This is a genomic window from Faecalicatena contorta (assembly GCF_022835095.1).
Lineage (GTDB): Bacteria > Bacillota > Clostridia > Lachnospirales > Lachnospiraceae > Faecalicatena > Faecalicatena contorta.
Map to the genome: position 1 here is coordinate 1,788,501 of NZ_BQNQ01000001.1, position 17,905 is coordinate 1,806,405.

General features: G+C 46.7%; 15 protein-coding genes. 9 read left to right on the forward strand and 6 right to left on the reverse strand.

Translation table 11 applies throughout. The features are described from left to right. Positions 1-20 precede the first annotated feature (20 nt). Positions 21-3,344, forward strand: a complete 3,324-nt coding sequence (locus MWG26_RS07960) for a PAS domain-containing protein (protein WP_240285662.1) — start codon at positions 21-23, stop codon at positions 3,342-3,344. Here the strand turns inward: MWG26_RS07960 and MWG26_RS07965 are convergent. Further along, positions 3,325-5,013, reverse strand: a complete 1,689-nt coding sequence (locus tag MWG26_RS07965) for an FUSC family protein (protein ID WP_117440951.1) — start codon at positions 5,011-5,013, stop codon at positions 3,325-3,327. The two genes, MWG26_RS07960 and MWG26_RS07965, sit on opposite strands and share 20 nt — an antisense overlap. 161 nt (positions 5,014-5,174) lie before the next feature. Here MWG26_RS07965 and MWG26_RS07970 point away from each other — a divergent pair, with 161 nt between their 5' ends. Further along, positions 5,175-5,621 carry a MarR family winged helix-turn-helix transcriptional regulator gene (locus MWG26_RS07970; RefSeq protein ID WP_025655483.1) on the forward strand — a complete coding sequence of 149 codons (447 nt, stop codon included), beginning with the start codon at positions 5,175-5,177 and terminating at the stop codon, positions 5,619-5,621. A gap of 106 nt (positions 5,622-5,727) precedes the next feature. Beyond that, positions 5,728-8,517, forward strand: coding sequence for an ATP-binding protein (locus MWG26_RS07975; protein WP_240285663.1), 2,790 nt, complete (start codon positions 5,728-5,730; stop codon positions 8,515-8,517). A 25-nt stretch (positions 8,518-8,542) separates the two neighbouring features. On the opposite strand, the gene MWG26_RS07980 is transcribed toward MWG26_RS07975, so the two are convergent. After that, entirely contained in the window at positions 8,543-9,637 is a 1,095-nt protein-coding gene (locus tag MWG26_RS07980) for a uroporphyrinogen decarboxylase family protein (protein ID WP_025655485.1), read from the reverse strand. Positions 9,638-9,920: 283 nt separating this feature from the next. On the opposite strand from MWG26_RS07980, the gene MWG26_RS07985 reads away from it, so the two are divergent. The 4 genes from MWG26_RS07985 to MWG26_RS08000 all read left to right on the forward strand — a co-directional run bounded on the left by MWG26_RS07985 (position 9,921) and on the right by MWG26_RS08000 (position 13,753). Beyond that, positions 9,921-10,808, forward strand: a complete 888-nt coding sequence (locus MWG26_RS07985; protein ID WP_117440950.1) for a DegV family protein — start codon at positions 9,921-9,923, stop codon at positions 10,806-10,808. Positions 10,809-10,948: 140 nt separating this feature from the next. Then, positions 10,949-12,181 carry a [Fe-Fe] hydrogenase large subunit C-terminal domain-containing protein gene (locus MWG26_RS07990; protein ID WP_117440949.1) on the forward strand — a complete coding sequence of 411 codons (1,233 nt, stop codon included), beginning with the start codon at positions 10,949-10,951 and terminating at the stop codon, positions 12,179-12,181. Positions 12,182-12,409: 228 nt separating this feature from the next. Further along, positions 12,410-13,228, forward strand: a complete 819-nt coding sequence (locus MWG26_RS07995; RefSeq protein ID WP_025655488.1) for a MerR family transcriptional regulator — start codon at positions 12,410-12,412, stop codon at positions 13,226-13,228. Between the two features lie 69 nt (positions 13,229-13,297). Then, positions 13,298-13,753, forward strand: a complete 456-nt coding sequence (locus MWG26_RS08000; RefSeq protein WP_025655489.1) for a DUF3788 domain-containing protein — start codon at positions 13,298-13,300, stop codon at positions 13,751-13,753. 206 nt (positions 13,754-13,959) lie between these two features. Here the strand turns inward: MWG26_RS08000 and MWG26_RS08005 are convergent, their stop codons facing one another. Continuing rightward, positions 13,960-14,097: a hypothetical protein gene (locus MWG26_RS08005; protein ID WP_173005488.1), complete on the reverse strand. Its 138-nt coding sequence runs from the start codon at positions 14,095-14,097 to the stop codon at positions 13,960-13,962. A 378-nt stretch (positions 14,098-14,475) separates the two neighbouring features. Here MWG26_RS08005 and MWG26_RS08010 point away from each other — a divergent pair, with 378 nt between their 5' ends. Next, the gene (locus MWG26_RS08010; protein ID WP_025655490.1) at positions 14,476-15,009 is read left to right on the forward strand and encodes a sigma-70 family RNA polymerase sigma factor; all 534 of its coding nucleotides are present in this window, start codon (positions 14,476-14,478) and stop codon (positions 15,007-15,009) included. Continuing rightward, positions 15,006-16,178: a DUF4179 domain-containing protein gene (locus MWG26_RS08015; RefSeq protein WP_025655491.1), complete on the forward strand. Its 1,173-nt coding sequence runs from the start codon at positions 15,006-15,008 to the stop codon at positions 16,176-16,178. The genes MWG26_RS08010 and MWG26_RS08015 overlap by 4 nt, the downstream gene beginning before the upstream one ends. A gap of 284 nt (positions 16,179-16,462) precedes the next feature. Here MWG26_RS08015 and MWG26_RS08020 read toward each other — a convergent pair whose 3' ends face one another. From MWG26_RS08020 to MWG26_RS08030, 3 genes are all read right to left on the reverse strand, one after another. Then, positions 16,463-16,852, reverse strand: coding sequence for a desulfoferrodoxin family protein (locus MWG26_RS08020; RefSeq protein WP_025655492.1), 390 nt, complete (start codon positions 16,850-16,852; stop codon positions 16,463-16,465). 60 nt (positions 16,853-16,912) lie between these two features. Then, positions 16,913-17,422, reverse strand: a complete 510-nt coding sequence (locus tag MWG26_RS08025) for a ferritin (RefSeq protein WP_025655493.1) — start codon at positions 17,420-17,422, stop codon at positions 16,913-16,915. Between the two features lie 85 nt (positions 17,423-17,507). Continuing rightward, the gene (locus MWG26_RS08030; protein WP_025655494.1) at positions 17,508-17,849 is read right to left on the reverse strand and encodes a hypothetical protein; all 342 of its coding nucleotides are present in this window, start codon (positions 17,847-17,849) and stop codon (positions 17,508-17,510) included. Positions 17,850-17,905 lie beyond the last annotated feature (56 nt).

Consider the following 17,905-nt stretch of genomic DNA (forward strand, 5'->3'; position numbering starts at 1 on the left):
AGAAAGCGGGTTTAGACGGCGTGAGAACAAAAACAGACAGAGAGTACAATCAACGTTTGGAGGATGTGAAAAACCTGGCCAGCAGTATGATGCACATGCATTACTGCGATCATGATATGGAGGGGATTACGGCATTGTTTTCTCCCCAGTTTTCCTGGCTCGGCACCGGAGAAGATGAGTGCCTCTCAGGCCGGGAAGCCTGTACGAAGCAGTTTCTGAATTACGGCGGGGTCATACCGAAATGCATGATATGGGATGAAGAATATGATGTCATTGTTCCGGTGGAAGATGTATACGTGGTGATGGGGCGCATGTGGATTGCCACAGACCCCAATACCGAGATGTACCTTAAAGCACATCAGAGGGTGACATTTGTATTCCGGGATACGGATGAGGGGCTGCGCTGTTCCCATATCCATTGTTCCAATCCCTACCAGGAACTGCTGGAGGGGGAACTGTTTCCGGATAAGATCGGCAGACAGTCCTATGAATATGTGCAGGAGCGCCTTCTGGCTCTGGAGGAGGAGAAGAAGCAGCAGAACCGGCAGATGGAAGTGATCATGTCCTCAATTGCGGGCGGACTTAAAATCAGCAATGACGATGATACCTATTCTTTTGCATTTGTGAGCAGGGAGGCGGCCGGCCTGTTTGGCTATACGGTGGAGGAGTTTATGGAGGCCACAGGCGGCACTGCGGTGGGGACAGTATACCCTCCGGACCTGGAACAGGCGCTGGCCGACTGCGCGGAAGCCTTCAAAGACGGCGGGCTGGAGTATTCCACAAAATACCGGGTCCGGTGTAAGGACGGAAGTCTGAAGTGGATTATTGACAGTGGAAAAAAGGCACAGGACGCGGACGGAAACTGGATGGTCAACAGCCTGTATCTGGATATAACGGGATCTGAGGAGGATGCCCAGCGTCTTCGCGAGCAGACCGAACTGCTGACGAGTATCTACGATACCGTACCCTGCGGGATTATACGCTTTGTTCAATGCCGTGACGGCAGTTACCGCTTAATTTCTCTTAACTGGGCCGTTGTTTTACTGATGGGATATCACAGTATAGAAGAGGGGATGGGGGACTGGCAGGAAGGTGTGCTTGGGGCAGTGAGCGCGGAAGACCGGGAAGTTCTGCATGAGATATATTATGGGCTGAATAAAATCGGGGATTACAAGGATAATGAGTACCGCGTTATCTGGAAAGACGGTTCTGTCCACTGGATGCAGGGTACCACTATGATTGTGGGAACCACGTCTGAAGGTGAAAATATCCTGCAGCGCACTGTTATAGATATCACGCAGAGAAAGATCCTTCAGGAGCAGCTGAACCGGGAGCAGGAAATGTACCGTGTGGCCATGGAGGTCAGCTCTGCCGTCATGTTTGAATACGATATGGAGGCAGACCGTTTTATCAGCTATGAACCGATCACGGGCGAGGGGGTTCTTCGCAACGAGATAGAAAATTATTCTAAAGCACTGCTGGAGCAGGAGATTGTGCATCCCGATGATGTCCCAATGGTAATGGATAACATATGCAAAGGGCGGACCGAAGTGTTTGAGGTGCGCTGTTCAACTCCGCGGACAGGTCTTGGCAGTTATTTATGGTATAGGGCAAACGGACGGCTCGTGATGGATAATGGAAAGCCGGCCCGCGTGGTAGGCGCACTCTATAATATCCATAGGATGAAGTCGGAGCTCTCAGAAAACAGTGAACGCCTCTACATGAACCAGTCTGCGCTCCAGGCAATCAATGGCGTGTATGTGAGTATTTTCTATGTGAATCTGGAGGAAGACACTTATTATGCGGTTCGGCTGCCCGAGGCGGGAAGTGTAATGGCGCCTCCCAGAAACGGTTCCTATTCCGGCCAGCTCCGCAGTTATATTTTGCGGGAAATTAATCTTGCTGACTGGAATAAGGTATCTGATATCTGCAGAAAAGAAAATCTTCTGAGAGAGTTAAAAACAGAGAACCGGCATATGGAGGTGGAATTCCGGAACAGACAGTCCGAGCTGTGGCTGCGTATGGAAGTGCATCTCAGAAAGGCGGAGAACGAAAAACCAGATACTGCAATCATCGCGTTTCGTAATATCAGTGCAGAAAAACAGAAGGAACTGGAATATTATGAGGAAGAAAAACGGGCTAAGCACGCACTGGAAGAAGCTTATGATTCCCTGAATAAGGCAAACCAGGCGAAGTCTGATTTCCTTTCAAAGATGAGCCATGATATCAGAACTCCGATGAATGCGATTCTGGGCATGACCACCATTGCCAAGAATCATATGGAGGATAAGGAAAAGATGGAAGACTGCCTGAATAAGATCGATCTGTCCGGAGGGCATCTTCTCGAATTAATCAATAAAGTGCTGGATATGTCCAAGATTGAAGCGGGCAGCGTAGCGCTCAGTGAGGATAAGTTTCGGATTGACGGCGTACTGGAGGAGGTGTCGGAGATCATCCGCCCCGATGCGGACAGCCATAAGCTGGCTTACACAGCCTGTGTAAAGCAGCCAAAACACTGCTGGGTGTATGGGGATGCCGTGCGTGTAAAGCAAATTCTGCTTAATCTGCTTTCTAATGCAGTAAAGTATACCAATGAAAACGGTCATATCAATGTCCGGCTGGAAGAAAAGCTTTCAGGAAGGAATGGGATCGGATGCTACGAATTTGTTGTGGAAGACGACGGAATAGGCATGTCGGAACCGTTTAAAAGCAAGATGTTCCTGCCCTTTGAACGGGCAGAAGATTCCCGTGTGAGCAGAATTCAGGGAACTGGCCTGGGACTGGCTATTACCCGCAATCTGGTACAGATGATGAACGGCAACATCCAGGTGGAGAGTGAGTTAAATAAGGGATCCCGTTTTACTGTCACGATCTTCCTAAAACTTGCACAGGAGGAAGAGGGAGCTGTATATCCCCATTTTTCGGTACAGCCGGGGCCCGAGGCGGGATTCGCCGGGCATATGAGGATACTGCTGGTGGAGGACAATGCGCTGAACCGGGAAATCGCCGAGGAACTGCTGACTGCTTATGGGCTGGATGTTATATGTGCTTCCAACGGACAGGAGGCCGTGGATCTCTTCTGCGCCGGAATGCCGGGAGAGTTTGCCCTCATTTTGATGGATATCCAGATGCCGGTGCTGGATGGCTACGGCGCTGCAAGGGCGATCCGGAAACTTGCAGAAAACGGACAGCGCCCGGATGCAGAGAAGATCCCAATTATTGCTCTGACGGCCAACGCATTTGCGGATGACGCTTACAGGGCAAAACAGGCGGGGATGAACGAGCATGTAGCAAAACCACTGGAGATCGGACGGCTGCTGGAAGTTATGCATCGCTGGATTTGACCAGATTCCAGCGCATAGAGCCGGATGAACCGTGATTTTTATGGTCTTCCTCCGCATTTCGTATGAGTTTATCTTCCTGCAGATGAGTCAGAATAACCAGGGTATAGTATAGTTGAGAATCCGGCTTTTCTGTGTGCTTAATTTTGTCCAGCAGTTCCATATTGGACTGATATTTCTTCCAGAGCGCGCGGGTCGCTCTGTCACGGCTGTAAGGGAACATCATATAGTTCAGTACATATGCCGCAGCCGCACCAACCAATATATACGAGAAGCGGACCAGGAACATCTCGGTTACTGCCTGGAAACCAAATGCGTTCATAAAGACCGCTCCTCCGAGTGCTCCGATGGTAGAGCATGCATAAGTTTCTGTGTAATCTGCAAAAAAGAAAGACAGGTATCCTGACAGCATCATTGCAACGGTCCGTCCGACTGGAGAGGGGACTAGAGAATAGATGACAACGGAGATCAGGCCGCCTGCAATTGTAGCTATGATACGTTTTCTCATTTTCTGGGGGACATCGTCTGCGTAGGGCAGTGATACGGAAGCCAGGGTAAAGAGAAGCCATTTTCCGTGGGGCAGTGCCAAATACTGTACGAGCGCTGTGGCACAGGTCAGGATCATTGCAACCCGCAGTGCATAGATTCCCCGCACAGGGCTCCAGTCCAGAGCCATCTGAAGCTGTATTTTCAGAGAAAGAGCCGTTTTACGGTAGTGCAGCTTTTTCTCCGGGTCCGACATATGCAGCAGTTTTTGATAAATAAAGGTTAAATGTTCCCCTACGCGTCCGGCTGTTTCTGTTGCATGTATGCCGGACAAGACAGGGGCGGCTGGCGGCCGCAAGTCTGCAGTCTCTGCATTTATATAAGCGCGGTACATCTTTAACTGGGATTGAATATACTGGAGCAGGTTTTTTTCAGAATGTACCGTTTTCCGTGGAATCTCCTGAAGATAGGCCAGCAGGTGTTCCAGGCCGCGTCCAGCCTCAACCATGCAGAAACCGGCGTCCGAGATACAGAGTGCTTTTTTTCTTCTGTCATAGACGATCTGGCTCAGGCTGCACAGCTTGTGACGTATATCGGAGAGATCCGGCTTATCAGGCGATTCCAGCAGCAGCCAGGCAATATAACCTGAGATATCGTCTATCATTTCAGTGAGTACATCCTGTGCAGTCTCAGCGACACGTTTTCTTCCCATGACCCATTGATACAGAATAATGGACAGGGCGCCCACCAGCATGCCAACAAGTCTTTTTGGCAGATGGGCGGCATCCACCGGCGTGATGAAGATGAGAAACAGGTAGGAAAGAATATAAGGAAAGTACATATGGGTGGAATATTCGTAAGTAAAAGCATACAAAATCATAAATAGTGTGATAAAATTAATGACGAGGGACAGCGGCATCGGCAGATATACAACCCAGCATGCCGCCAGTGCGATCCAGACCAGTACGGCGGACTGGAGGATCAGATGCCTTACCGGAGTAGCGGTCAGATCACGGACCATAGAAGCGGACATCATTATAGTAAAGATAACGCCCACAATGGAATTTTCAGGACCAAAGATATGCTGAAAGATATTAACGTAGGCGATAATAAAAATAAAACTCAGCGTACCGAAACGAAATTTATCTTTTACATTTTCAATGAAATTTTGTATGTAGTTTTTCATAAACAGCGTCATCTCCTTTAATTGTTTAGTTTGGCATGGATAGTATTTGAATTTAGAAATTGGTGATGGTACAATAAAGATTAAACAATGATGATAGTCATATTTTATTTACTAATTTAAAAGCATAACACGATCAACTTTATTTGTCAACGGAGAGAAAGATGAAAAAAGAAAAATATTCGGAACAATTTGTTAAAAATCTGCTTTTGGTAATGCCGGATTGGCATTCAAAACTGGTGCGTCCGTTTAAAGAGACACTGCACCGGGAGATGAGCCTGGAGACTTACTACTGTCTGGAAACAGTCAGGAAATGTGAGACAGTGACAATGACGGAGCTGGCACAGCAGCTGAAGGTTCCGAAACAGCAGGTCACCAAGCTGGTGGATAAGCTTGATAAGTATGGATTTATAGAACGGCAGTACCATGAGAATGACAGGCGGATGATCTGGCTGCGGCTTACTCCGAAGGCCACTGCCTATTTAGATGAATATTATCTGAAAAATAAAGATTTTCTTCGTTCCCTGGAAGAAAAGCTGAGCCAGGAAGAACTGAGTAGACTGAATGAGGCTGTTGAGGTACTGGGGGAGATTCTGCCGAGACTGGAATAGACGCTGGCAGAGGAATGGAAAGGTATTTGCGAACAGGCCGCATCGGCAGGGCACGTATGATATAATCAGAAGCGGCAAAACCAATATGAAAAAGGAGCTCTGGGATATGAAGATACTATGGAAGGGGAGAATGAAAAACTGCATCATGCTGTTGGCAGCTGCATTGTTTTGTTCAGCGGCGCCTGTGCAGGCGGAAGAGCAGACAGAACAGCGTGTCCTTCGGGTTGCTTTTCCGGAATTGGAAGGATTTACGGAGACAAGTGAGGATGGAACGAGGCATGGTATCGTGGTGGATTATCTAAATGAGATCGCCAAGTATACAGGCTGGAAGTATGAATATATCGACACAACAGGTGAAACCATGATTGACGAGTTTCTAGCGGGTGAATACGATTTGATGGGCGGCAGTTTTTATCTGGAAGGAATGGAAGAATATTTTGCATATCCGGATTACAACACCGGCTACAGCAAATCTATCCTTTTAGCGAGAAAAGGCGATGAGAGTATAAAGGCTTTTGACTGGAAAAGTATGTCCGGAAAAAAGATCGGCGTATATAAAAATGCGGCTGAGAATATCCGCCGCCTTAAGGTTTTTTTGGACAGCAACGAAATAAATGCTGAATTGATTGAATTACCGCGGGAACAGCATATAAATGGAAATTTTTATCATTTACTGGAAGACGGCAGCGTGGATATGCTTCTGGGAAACAGTACAGAAGATTCCGGAAGGTTCCGATTGGTAGCAAAGTTTGATTCACAGCCCCACTATATCGTGACAACAGGGAATAATCAGGAAGTTCTTGATGGATTGAATATGGCAATGGCAAAAATTATCGACTCTAATCCGAATTTTGCCGAGGAGCGTTACGAGGCTAATTTTCCCGATTCCGGAATGTCTGCTATTTATTTGAATCAGCCTGAACTGGATTACATCAGCCAGAAGAAAACGGTAACAGTAGCTGTATTGAAAAAGTGGCATCCTCTGTATTGCATAGAAGATGATGACGGCCAGCACGACGGCATGATACCGGATGTGCTGAAAAAGGTGGAGGAGTTTACCGGGCTGAAGTTTGAGTTTGTTTATGCGGACAGTTACAGCGATTCACTGGACTTGGTGAAACAGGGAAAAGCGGACATGCTCGGCTCTTTTCTTGGCACCGATAACGAAGGCGCCCAGATGAATCTGGCAGTAACAAAGCCGTATGCGGTTCTGAATGACATCATAGCACGTAATAAGTCTGTGACATTTCCTTCGGAAGGGCTCATCGGGGCAGTGACCAAAGGGCGGGTGATGCCTGGCAGCATCCATGTATCAAAGGTAAAGTACTATGAGACTGTGACCGAAGCGTTGCGTGCAGTTAATAGCGGAGAAGTCGACTTTTATTATGGCCTTTCTTCAAGAATCGAGCAGGAAATACAGGCGAATCAGTTTAAAAATGTCGTCCCGAATACTGTGATCAATGAAAAAAATGATATGAGTTTTGCAATGCCCAGTCCGGTTGAGGGAGAGCTGCTGACGATCATGAACAAAGCCATTAACACAATGACCAGTGATGAGAAGGAGACGATAGAGAGCCGGAATATGATATCCATAGGCACAGGTCATCTTTCGGCAAGCCAGATGATTTATGCGAATCCTATGCTGTTTATAACCATACTGGCAGGGATATCTATTCTGGTAGTCATCTTTATCCTGATCATGGCGCGCTATCGTATTCATGCGGCAAAGATGCAGGTAAACCTGGAGCGGGCTGAAGCTGAAAGCCGTGCGAAAGGGGAATTTTTGTCCAGGATGAGTCATGAGATCAGAACCCCCATGAATGCAATTGTCGGTATCAGCGACCTGACCTGTATGATGGACAGCGTACCGGATAACGTAAGGGAGAATCTTTCCAAGATACGTGCCTCTTCCCGTTATCTGCTGAGTTTGATCAGTGACATCCTGGATATGAGCAGAATTGAAAGCGGTATGATGACAGTGGCAAGCGAGCCGTTCTCTTTGGAGCAGATTCTGGATGAATTGGAAAGCATGATGACGGCGGAAGCAAAAAGGCGGGGATTAGATTTTTGGATGAAGAAGGAGATTCAGGACGACGTGATTGTCGGGGACTCAGTACGCCTGAAGCAGGTGCTTGCTAACCTGATTTCGAATGCCTTTAAGTTTACCCCTGAGGACGGAAGGGTCAGAGTATGTGTGACGCAGATGCAGAGTTCTGAAAAGAAAGCGGCATATAGATTCCAGGTTATTGATAATGGTATGGGGATCTCCGAGGCAAATCAGAATCGCATCTTTGAGGCATTTGAACAGGTAGGCACGAGCTTTTCCAAAAGCCAGGGAACCGGATTGGGACTGGCTATCAGCAGGACGCTCATAAGGCTGATGGGGGGTGAACTGAAGCTTGCCAGCCAGGAAGGAAAGGGCAGTGAATTTTATTTCACTATTGAATTTCCAATTGGGGCGCTGGAGCCAAAACCGGAAAAGACGAAGAACGATCACTTCCTGGAGCACATGAATTTTATCCTTGCCGAGGATAATGACCTAAATGCAGAGATCGCCATTGAGCTGCTGAAGATGCAGGGTGCAGCGGTGAAGCGGGCAGAGAATGGAAAACAAGCGCTCGATTTATTCCTGGAAAGCAGCCCGGGTGAATATCAGGCGGTTCTGATGGATATTCAGATGCCCGTCATGGACGGGCTGGAAGCGTGCAGGGCCATTCGCAGCCAGAATCGGGCCGATGCGGCAGAGATTCCTGTTATTGCTATGACTGCGAATACGTTTAAAGAGGACGCCGATGCTGCGGCTGATGCCGGAATGAATGGCTTTGTGACAAAACCGGTGGATGTTGAGTACCTCTACCAGGTACTGGCAAGTCTTATTCAACCAAAGAAATATTGATTTTGGCCTTTCCAGGATAGAACGGTTAAATGTTACTGCGTATATTTTGCTCAGATTCTGACGCAGTGTACCAGCCATCTTCCAGGCAGGTATCGTACATAGCGAGTACATTCTCAACCGGAGTCTCTTCCAGAAGGTAGTCATGGCTCGGGGAAAGAATGTAGCCGCCTCCGGGCTTCATGCATTTGATGGTTTCACGGGTTACCCTGACTGTATCTTCTATGCTTCCATTTATAAGTACGCTGATTGAATCGATACATCCATTGAGGATAAGCCTTTCTCCGAAGCGTTTTTTCAGGTTAGCCGGCTGCATTTCCCTGGTGATCGGCTGCAGGCTCTGGACGGCGGAGATGCCGCTCTCAATTAGCGCCGGCATAAGCTGGGCATAGCTGCCGCAGCAGTGCATCATCGTAGGAAGTCCGTATTCCCTGCCAAGATCCGCCAGCCGCTTCAAATAAGGATATAGAAATTTGCGGAACAATTCTTCGCCCAGCAGAGGTCCGGTCTGGCTGCCCAGGTCATTTCCGATAAAGAAAATATCGATTGCCCCTTGGGCCGCCTCAAATTCTCTTGCTGACAGCTCATAATAGAAATCTGTGATGTGGGAAAGCACGGCGTGTACGATATCCGGGTCTTCATACATAAGGATCAACATATTTTCCATGCCGAGCAGGTCGATGGCATCATGAAAAATAGGGCACCATTCCCCGCCCAGGACAGCATATTGATTCTTCCATGCCAGTGCGTCTTCTCTGATATGTGAGACATCAAACCAGTCGGGGGACGGCCAGGCATAGGTATGGATTTCTTCGATTTCAGCATTGGCAAGGGGATGTGCCGCTGCCTGGCCATAGCCAATGCCTTCTCTTTCAATGCCAAATATGGATTTTGTCTTTCCATTTATGGGACCACAGTCCGGATTAAATTTGTCCGGGCCGGCATAACGTGAATAAACCCGACGGAAATCGTCATGGAAACGCCGCAGAACCTCTTCGTCATTCTTAACATTCAGAAAGCTGCGCGCCTTTGCCATAAAATCAGGAGACGCACCGCACCACATGGGAATACGGTCCGGAATCTGATGGGAAAATACTGCCATTACGCGTTCTTTTGAAGTCATATAGAATCCTCCTTGTATCTTTTTTCTTTCATTTTAGATGCTTGTGACAGGATTAACAATGCACCAGATTCCTTTAAAATAGTACGGAAATCGCTTCTGCCAGAGATACAGACAGACACTAGGGCGGTATCAGATAACTTTCGTAGAAATATGGTCAGGAAATTTATTTTTCCGGAGTTAAAAATGCACAAAGTAGTATTAACAACTATATAAAATAGTTGACATAACTGTGATATACGAGTAAGATAAAATTATAAATGCAGCAGAAAAGGGGGAGAGGATTGTGGAAAATTATGCATTAAGCTGTTGCTCGACTGCGGATTTGTCGCCGGAGCATTTTAAAGAACGGGATATCTCATTCATATGCTTTCATTATTATTTGGACGGTGTGGAATATACGGATGATTTGGGGCAGAGTATGCCCTTTGATGTTTTTTATGCCAGAATGAAAGAAGGAGCCGATACCAAGACTTCTCAGGTAAATGCGGGGGAATTTATGGAGTATTTCCGCAGCATACTTATCCAGGGAAAGGACATTCTGCATGTGTGCCTGTCATCCGGGCTGTCCGGAGTGGTTAATTCTGCGGAGACTGCGAAAGAGGCACTGTTGGAGGAGTTTCCGGACAGGAAGATTTTTATTGTGGATTCACTGGGGGCTTCTTCCGGTTACGGACTGCTTATGGACCGTCTGGCCGACCTGCGGGACGAAGGTAAGGGCCTGGAGGAAGTGTACCAATGGGCAGAGGCTCACAAATTGAATCTGCACCACTGGTTTTTTTCAACAGATCTCACCTTTTATGTAAAAGGGGGCCGTATATCCAAGGTTTCCGGTTGGTTTGGAACAGCGCTGGAGATCTGTCCGCTGCTCAACATGGATCACACCGGGCACTTGATCCCCCGCTTTAAGATCCGGGGAAAGAAGAAAGTAATCCGGGAGATCGTAAAGAAAATGGAACTGTTTGCAGAGAACAGGCTGGATTACTCCGGAAAGTGTTTTATATCCCATTCGGACTGCTACAATGATGCGAGAAAAGTGGCGGATATGATAGAAGAGCGTTTTCCAAAGCTGAATGGAAAAGTTGTAATCAACAGTGTTGGGACAACGATCGGAAGCCATACAGGCCCCGGAACGGTGGCCCTGTTCTTCTGGGGGGACACAAGGAAAGACTGACATACAGCGAAAAGAATTATTATACATGGTTCGTCTGCGCCCGGTGCCGTTACGGCATCCGGGCGTTTTGCATGTGCATAAAAACAGAACGCTCCGCCCATAATAACTGGTAATATCAGTTAGAAATGGGAGAAATTAAAATGAAAACATTTGAAGAGCTGTACCGGGAGATTCTGAACCGGAAAATATCACTAAAAGCGCCTCTGCCGCCTGAGTACCACCCCTATCATCTGGATTGTCTTCTACATCCCCAGAGCCATGCACCGGTCGTCTTTAATGAGCCGTGCGAGGAGTGTGAATATGAGCGTGCGTGCCAGAACAGCTGTATCTTTGACGCAATTGAGGTCGGGGAGGATGGAAAATTATTCATCAACCCGGAGCTGTGTACCGGGTGTGAGGCGTGTATTGAGGCATGCAAGACAGATAAAATCACAGCGGGCAGGGACGTGCTTCCGGCAATGAAGGCCGTAAGGGAGTCAGAAGGGCCTGTATACATGATGGTTGCCCCGGCGTTTTTGGGACAGTTTTCGGAAAAAGTAACTCCGGGAAAGCTGCGGACCGCTTTTCAGGCCCTGGGCTTCACGGGAATGGTGGAGGTTGCTCTTTTTGCGGATATCCTGACCTTAAAGGAAGCGCTGGAGTTTGATAAACATGTCAACGAAGAAGGGGATTACCAGCTTACAAGCTGCTGCTGTCCAATCTGGATCTCTATGATCCGCAAGATGTATCATGAATTGATGCCCCATGTGCCGGGGGCCGTATCTCCCATGGTTGCCTGCGGGCGAATGATAAAACAGCTGCATCCGGATGCACTCACTGTATTTGCAGGTCCCTGTCTGGCAAAGAAGAGCGAGGCAAAAGAGCCGGATATTGCCGGGGCTGTGGATTACGTGCTGACATTTCAGGAAATACAGGATATCTTTGAGGCCGCGGACATCCACCCGGAGGAACTGGCCGATAAAGAAAAGGAGCATTCCTCCAGGGCAGGCCGGATCTACGCAAGGACCGGCGGCGTGAGCGAGGCCGTGCAGGAGACCGAAAAGCAGCTGAGACCGGATCGGAAGATAAAGGTGAAGGCAGAGCAGGCAGACGGTATACCGGCCTGCCGGGAATTAATTAAACGGATTCAGAACAAAGAGACGGATGCCAATTTCTTCGAAGGAATGGGGTGCCAGGGTGGATGCGTGGGAGGTCCCAAAGCCATCTTGAACCGAAAAGAAGGGCGCAGGCAGGTAAATGCATATGGAGAAAGCGCTCCCTTTGCGACCCCGCTGGAAAACCCTTATGTAATGAAAATGCTTGAAGAGTCTGGGTTTGATACAATCGAGGACTTTATAGAAAAAAGCGATCTCTTAGTCCGGAACTTCTCCTGACTCTCACATCGGGATTTAGCGACGAAATTTAGTCTCGGCGCGGACGGGGACGCTTCATAAATGGATAGCCGAAAACCTTCCGGAGAACATCCATTCATGAAGCGTCCCCGTCCGTTGACTAGGCTAAAGCTAGCCGACTAAATCCCGATAAGTACTTGACTCTCACATTATGGTATACTGTATGGTATAAATGAGCTCAGAAACAGACACATGTGAAAGGTGGTACCAATGTTAAAAATAGGAGATTTTTCGAAGTTGTCAAGAATCAGTATCCGTATGCTGCGCCATTATGATGAGATTGGCCTGCTGAAGCCGGAGGTCGTGGATGACCTCTCCGGTTACCGCTACTATGGCGTATCCCAGCTGCCGCTGGCTGAAAGAATCCAGGTATTGAAAAGCATGGGTTTTGGCCTTGCAGTGATCGGGGAGATCTTAGAAAAGTATGATGATCCCCGGGCTATAGAAGAGTTTCTGCTGGTTAAGCGCAGGGAGCTGGAGGAGCAGGAACGGCTGACAAAGGAACGGTTACAGGTTCTGGACAATACGATCAGATGGTTGAGAAAGGATGGTAATCTTATGAATTACGAAGTAACGTTAAAGACGCTCCCCCAGAGGTATGTAGCCAGTGTGCGCCAGGTAATTCCGGCATATGATGCGGAAGGAATGCTGTGGCAGATGTTAAATGAGGAGACTGCTTCCCAGAATTTGAAACAGGCCGTGCCGTGCTATGGACTTGCAATATTCCACGACGAGGGGTACAAAGACGGCGATGTAGATGTTGAAATACAGGCTTGCGTGGAGGGATCTTATAATGACACCGAACATGTGAGATTCAAGACCGTGGCGCCGGTTCAGATGGCTTCAGCAACATACAGCGGAAGCTATGACCAGATCACAAAGGTGAACGAATCTGTTGCCAGATGGATTCAGGAGAACGGCTATGAATTCGACGGCCCCTCGTTCTGTATTTACCATGTAAGCCCCTATGAGGCGAAAAGCCCGGACGATCTGGTGACAGAAGTATGTTATCCGGTTAAAAAGAAATAAAGACGACACACAGCTGTCCTGATTATTGTGGTATGATACATGAGAATACAAACTTACGGAGGAAATATCATGGGATGGATTGAAGCATATACAAGAGAGGACAAACCTGAATTTGAGGACATCAGCGCTTATGTGGACTGTCCGTTTTGGGAAGGGCTGTGTGAATTTATTGAAGAGACGTATTCCATAAAGCCGGCCATAGAATACAGCAGATGTTCCGGGGCGCCGGGATGGAATGTGAAATATAAGAAAAGCAGCAGGGCATTGTGCACGTTATATCCGAATAAAGGATATTTCACCTGCCTCATATCGATTGGGAGAAAAGAAGCGCCGGAGACGGAACTGATGCTGGGATCCTTCAGCTCATATCTGCAGGAACTTTATAAGAATACTAATGTATTTAACGGCTCCAGATGGCTAATGATCGATGTGGCTACTGAAAAGATTTTTGAGGAAGTAAAAGAACTGCTCTGTATCCGGATACATCCTCCAAAGAAAAAAGCTGCGGATGGAACCAGCAGATAACTAGTGCTATTATTATTTAACAAGAAAAGTGAAAATCTCCCACTTCTATAGGGGGAAGAGAATAATCACTAAAAACAAGAATACGTGTAATGAAAGGTCATTTTCTTGATTTTATACAGGAAAATGACCTTTTGTGTTAGAAGTATTTTGCACATAGAACTTGGCATATCTCATATTTTAGTGTCCGGTCTTTCTTCTTTACTGCTCTAATCCTGCTTTTCTGACGGCGTATAAGCAATCAGTACAATTTCCTGGTTGGTTTTTTCTTTCAGAGTTTTCTGCAGCTTGTCAATCTCATGGACACATTGACCGGATATGTCGGCTATCTGATAGTTTTGATCCATTTGGACACCTCCTCATAAATAAAATTATGGCTTTATTATTATGAGTAAAATAAAGGCTGATTATGCGGGATATGATAGATTGCAGTATGAACCTGAAGGCAGAAGGTAAATTAATTAAATTCATATGGAAATAATTTCCTATAATTTTTTCAATATGCTGAAACTTTTCAATCTATTTATTTATCTAATTAGTATCAATCGATTGAATAAAAATATGAATACTATTATCTAAGACAGAGCAGGTGTGATAACCGCTAGTACCTCGAATAATAATTAACTTGCTACTTATTTTCGATGTAATAGTCCCGCTGGACAAAATGTTTGGGCGTGACGATGAAATATCAGACATAAGCTGCGATACAAAGGGGGAGTGTGAAGTTGAAAAATCTGGTAAAAAGGGCGCAGGCCGGTAATAAGGAAGCTTTTATAACATTAATGGAAGAGCACAAGCAGGCTTTGTATAAAATTGCAGTCAGCATGCTGAAAAATGATGCAGACGCTGCAGACGCGATGCAGGACACGGTTTTGAGCAGCTTTGAAAATTTGCAGGGCCTGCGGCAGCCGGAATTTTTTAAGACGTGGCTGACCAGAATACTAATTAATCACTGTAACCGCATATTAAAGGAGCGTGGAAAAATGGTGCCGATATATGAACATCCAGAACTGGAGGAAATGCAGGTGGATACGTCTGGCAGGGAGTTTTTAGGCCTGTTGAATCAGCTGGAGGATCAGTACCGCATTGTCTTGCTGCTTTACTATGTGGAAGGCTTTAGTATCAAAGAAATCGGCTCTATACTGGAGATGAACGAGAATACCGTAAAAACGAGGTTATCGCGGGGGCGGAACTCCTTTAAAAAAATATATCTGAAGGAAAACCCGTCGTCAGCATATGGAATGGAGGTGCAGGGATGAACAGGCAGGATCATGATATTGAACTGAAAGAAGCATTGCAGAATGATATAAAGATACCGGAAATTGTAGACGGCCGTATGGAGGAAATGTATGACAAAATCCGCAGCGGTGAGGTGCGTATGAAGCAACTTAAGGGCGGCAGCCAAAAGAAAAGGCTGTACAGAGGGCTGGGGATTGCTGCTGCAGCAGCATGCCTGGTCATTGTACTATCGGGCGTATTTTATGTAAACCCGGCGCTGGCAAAGGATATCCCGCTATTGGGAGATGTATTCGGCCGCCTGCAGAAGATGCGGGAGGATAACCCTTACCCCGAGAAAGACAAGACCGCGTACAGCAATATCGAGAAGCATTCCAAGCCGGTAGTAACAGAGCCCGAAGAGGAGATCACAAATGTAGCGGAAGACCAGGGAATCACCATCAGCGTGACAGATGCATATTGTGACGGACTGGATTTATATTTTACCCTTTCCATGCGCTCAGAGGATCCGGAGTTGAACACCGCCGACAGACTCGATCTGCTCACCTACAAGGAAGGGGATCCGGTTTCCTTCTGGGCCTGGCTTACAGTAGATGGAAAAGAGGCATACACCACTGAAATATTATCCGGAAAAAAATCTGAGGACGGAGTCTATGTATCCCTCATGAGGATACCTTTATCGTATGTAGAAAATGGTGAATTCACCGAAAATACAGCAGTAGAAATACACGCAGACGCCATAGGAGCCCACAGATTCGGTGAAGAGGAAGACACAACCCTGGAGAATTACGGCAAAGTAGACTTCAGCAGACTTGGATTCAAAAGCATAAAAGGCAGCTGGACTTTGAAATTCAAGCCAACCATGGATACAACTCAGAACAAAGAAGCAGAGCCAAATGCAGAAAACAACGGATTCATTGTACAGAAAGTAACACAAACACCAAGTAACATGCACATCGAACTCTTCATGCCCGAAGAATATATAGAAAGAAACCCTGCAGTCATCCTGACAGACACCAATGGAAACCGCGTATATGAAGAATTCGGCAGCAACACTACAGACACAGAAAACGGAGGCCAGATACAGGGAATGGTATTCGACCACTCCGACGCCACACAATTTATACTACAAGTAATAGACAAAAACGGCGACATGAATGTACTGGCAGAGATTCCTTTCGGAATGGAGTAGCATCGAAAGGGTACACACCATTATCAGCCAGTGATGAAAGAATTCACATCTCATGTCTCCTAACCGGTTACAAAAACGTGCCCCATCCCAGTCTGATCCACTGCTCCTGTCCGAAATCCCCCCGAGTAGGAAGGCCCTGCCGTCCGGATGCACATAGCCTACACAAAAAGAGAGTCCGTCCGGCACGGGCGAAAAGAAAAGGCCCCTTTGCAGAAGCCTTTTCTTTTCGCCCGTGCCGGACGGACTCTCTTTTTGTGCAGGCGTACCTCCCCCGCACCACCCGTCTAGATATCCACCTTCCAGAACCCATGCAGGTTACAGTATGCGTATGCCGCCAGCGCCCTGTCCCCATCACACACTACAAAGGTTGCGACAGGTTCTTCGTCCGGAACCAGCTGGATTCTCTGGCCGCCCTTTTCTGTCTGCAGGTAGATCCACTCAATACTGTGCTCCTCAGACATGGGATGAAAGATACTTCCCACCTTAACTGTGATGGTATTTCCGTTTTGTTCGACAACCGGCATATGCTTTTCGTGGGCGCCTTCAGAAGTGTTCGGAGTAAGTTTTTCCATCTGGGTTCCACAGCAGGAAAACCCCTCTTTTGTACCGATGATTTCTTCAATTATGACATGACAATTGTCACAGGCGTAAAAAATTGGTTCATGTTTTGCCATTTTTAATTCCTCCGTTTGAATTATATTTTTCATGGTCTGCCCAAAATGGTGCAGTCTGTTTTAGAGAACGAGTGAAGGGGCAGCATAGACTCTTGCCGCAAACTCTTTGTTGAGTTCGTAGAGTCCCTTAGAGTCATTACCGAATAGATTCATTTTAGCCATGAGGTCGCTGGCAGCCTTTTCTTCCTCTCCCTGTTCCATAATGAACCATTCGAGCAGCTGTGTGGTGCGGAAATCTTTTTTCTTAAAAGCCGTCTCATAGATCTGGTTAAACCGCACGGTTACCTGCTTCTCATGCTCATAAGCGACTTTCAGTGGCTGGGCGTGGGAGGTCAGTTTCAGATCGGGTTTACGGATCTGCTCCAGTTCGACTTTTTCGTCATTATTATGAAGATACTGGATCAGAAGCATGGCGTGATCAAGTTCCTCCTGTGCCTGGATGCGGAACCAGTTCTCAAAACCGTCCAGATCGGCTTCCGCGTAATAATTTGCAAAACCAAGGTAAAGATAAGAAGAAAAGAATTCAAAATTAATCTGTACGTTAATCAACTGCAGTATTTGTGTGTCCATACGTGCCTCCTTAAATAGTTTCTCAGAATAGTATTTTCATGTTTGGAAAAAATATACGGAATCTGTCATCAGAAGGTACTGGTCTTTAATCTCCTTTTTTTCTTAAAAATTCAACAAAAGCAAACAGAATTGATATGACAGTTAGAACGGAGACGATCAGCTCAGCCATGTTATTTGCATAGTCAGCCTTTGCAGGCGAAAGGATAGCCATAACAAGAAAATAACTGCACCATATTAATCCCAGCAAAAGCAGCAGAATGGTGATGTATTTTAAGATGGCGGCTGTTTTATTTATTAATCTGCGGGTTGACCGGACTTTTTCGTCTGAATAGGTTTTCCGGAGAAAAGCGGCTTTTATGCCACCGCCTATCATTCCTATTAATAAACCTGCCGACAAGGCAATGCATATTTTATAAAATGTACTCATAAGAACTTCTTTCTTTGTATATAGAATTTTTGATAAACTGCTTACAGGAATAATTC

Bases quoted from the DNA above. Each gene is read 5' to 3' on its own strand.
- MWG26_RS07965 (WP_117440951.1), bottom strand. From the start codon at position 5,013: ATGAAAAACTACATACAAAATTTCATTGAAAATGTAAAAGATAAATTT.
- MWG26_RS07970 (WP_025655483.1), top strand. From the start codon at position 5,175: ATGAAAAAAGAAAAATATTCGGAACAATTTGTTAAAAATCTGCTTTTG.
- MWG26_RS07975 (WP_240285663.1), top strand. From the start codon at position 5,728: ATGAAGATACTATGGAAGGGGAGAATGAAAAACTGCATCATGCTGTTG.
- MWG26_RS07980 (WP_025655485.1), bottom strand. From the start codon at position 9,637: ATGACTTCAAAAGAACGCGTAATGGCAGTATTTTCCCATCAGATTCCG.
- MWG26_RS07990 (WP_117440949.1), top strand. From the start codon at position 10,949: ATGAAAACATTTGAAGAGCTGTACCGGGAGATTCTGAACCGGAAAATA.
- MWG26_RS07995 (WP_025655488.1), top strand. From the start codon at position 12,410: ATGTTAAAAATAGGAGATTTTTCGAAGTTGTCAAGAATCAGTATCCGT.
- MWG26_RS08000 (WP_025655489.1), top strand. From the start codon at position 13,298: ATGGGATGGATTGAAGCATATACAAGAGAGGACAAACCTGAATTTGAG.
- MWG26_RS08005 (WP_173005488.1), bottom strand. From the start codon at position 14,097: ATGGATCAAAACTATCAGATAGCCGACATATCCGGTCAATGTGTCCAT.
- MWG26_RS08015 (WP_025655491.1), top strand. From the start codon at position 15,006: ATGAACAGGCAGGATCATGATATTGAACTGAAAGAAGCATTGCAGAAT.
- MWG26_RS08020 (WP_025655492.1), bottom strand. From the start codon at position 16,852: ATGGCAAAACATGAACCAATTTTTTACGCCTGTGACAATTGTCATGTC.
- MWG26_RS08025 (WP_025655493.1), bottom strand. From the start codon at position 17,422: ATGGACACACAAATACTGCAGTTGATTAACGTACAGATTAATTTTGAA.
- MWG26_RS08030 (WP_025655494.1), bottom strand. From the start codon at position 17,849: ATGAGTACATTTTATAAAATATGCATTGCCTTGTCGGCAGGTTTATTA.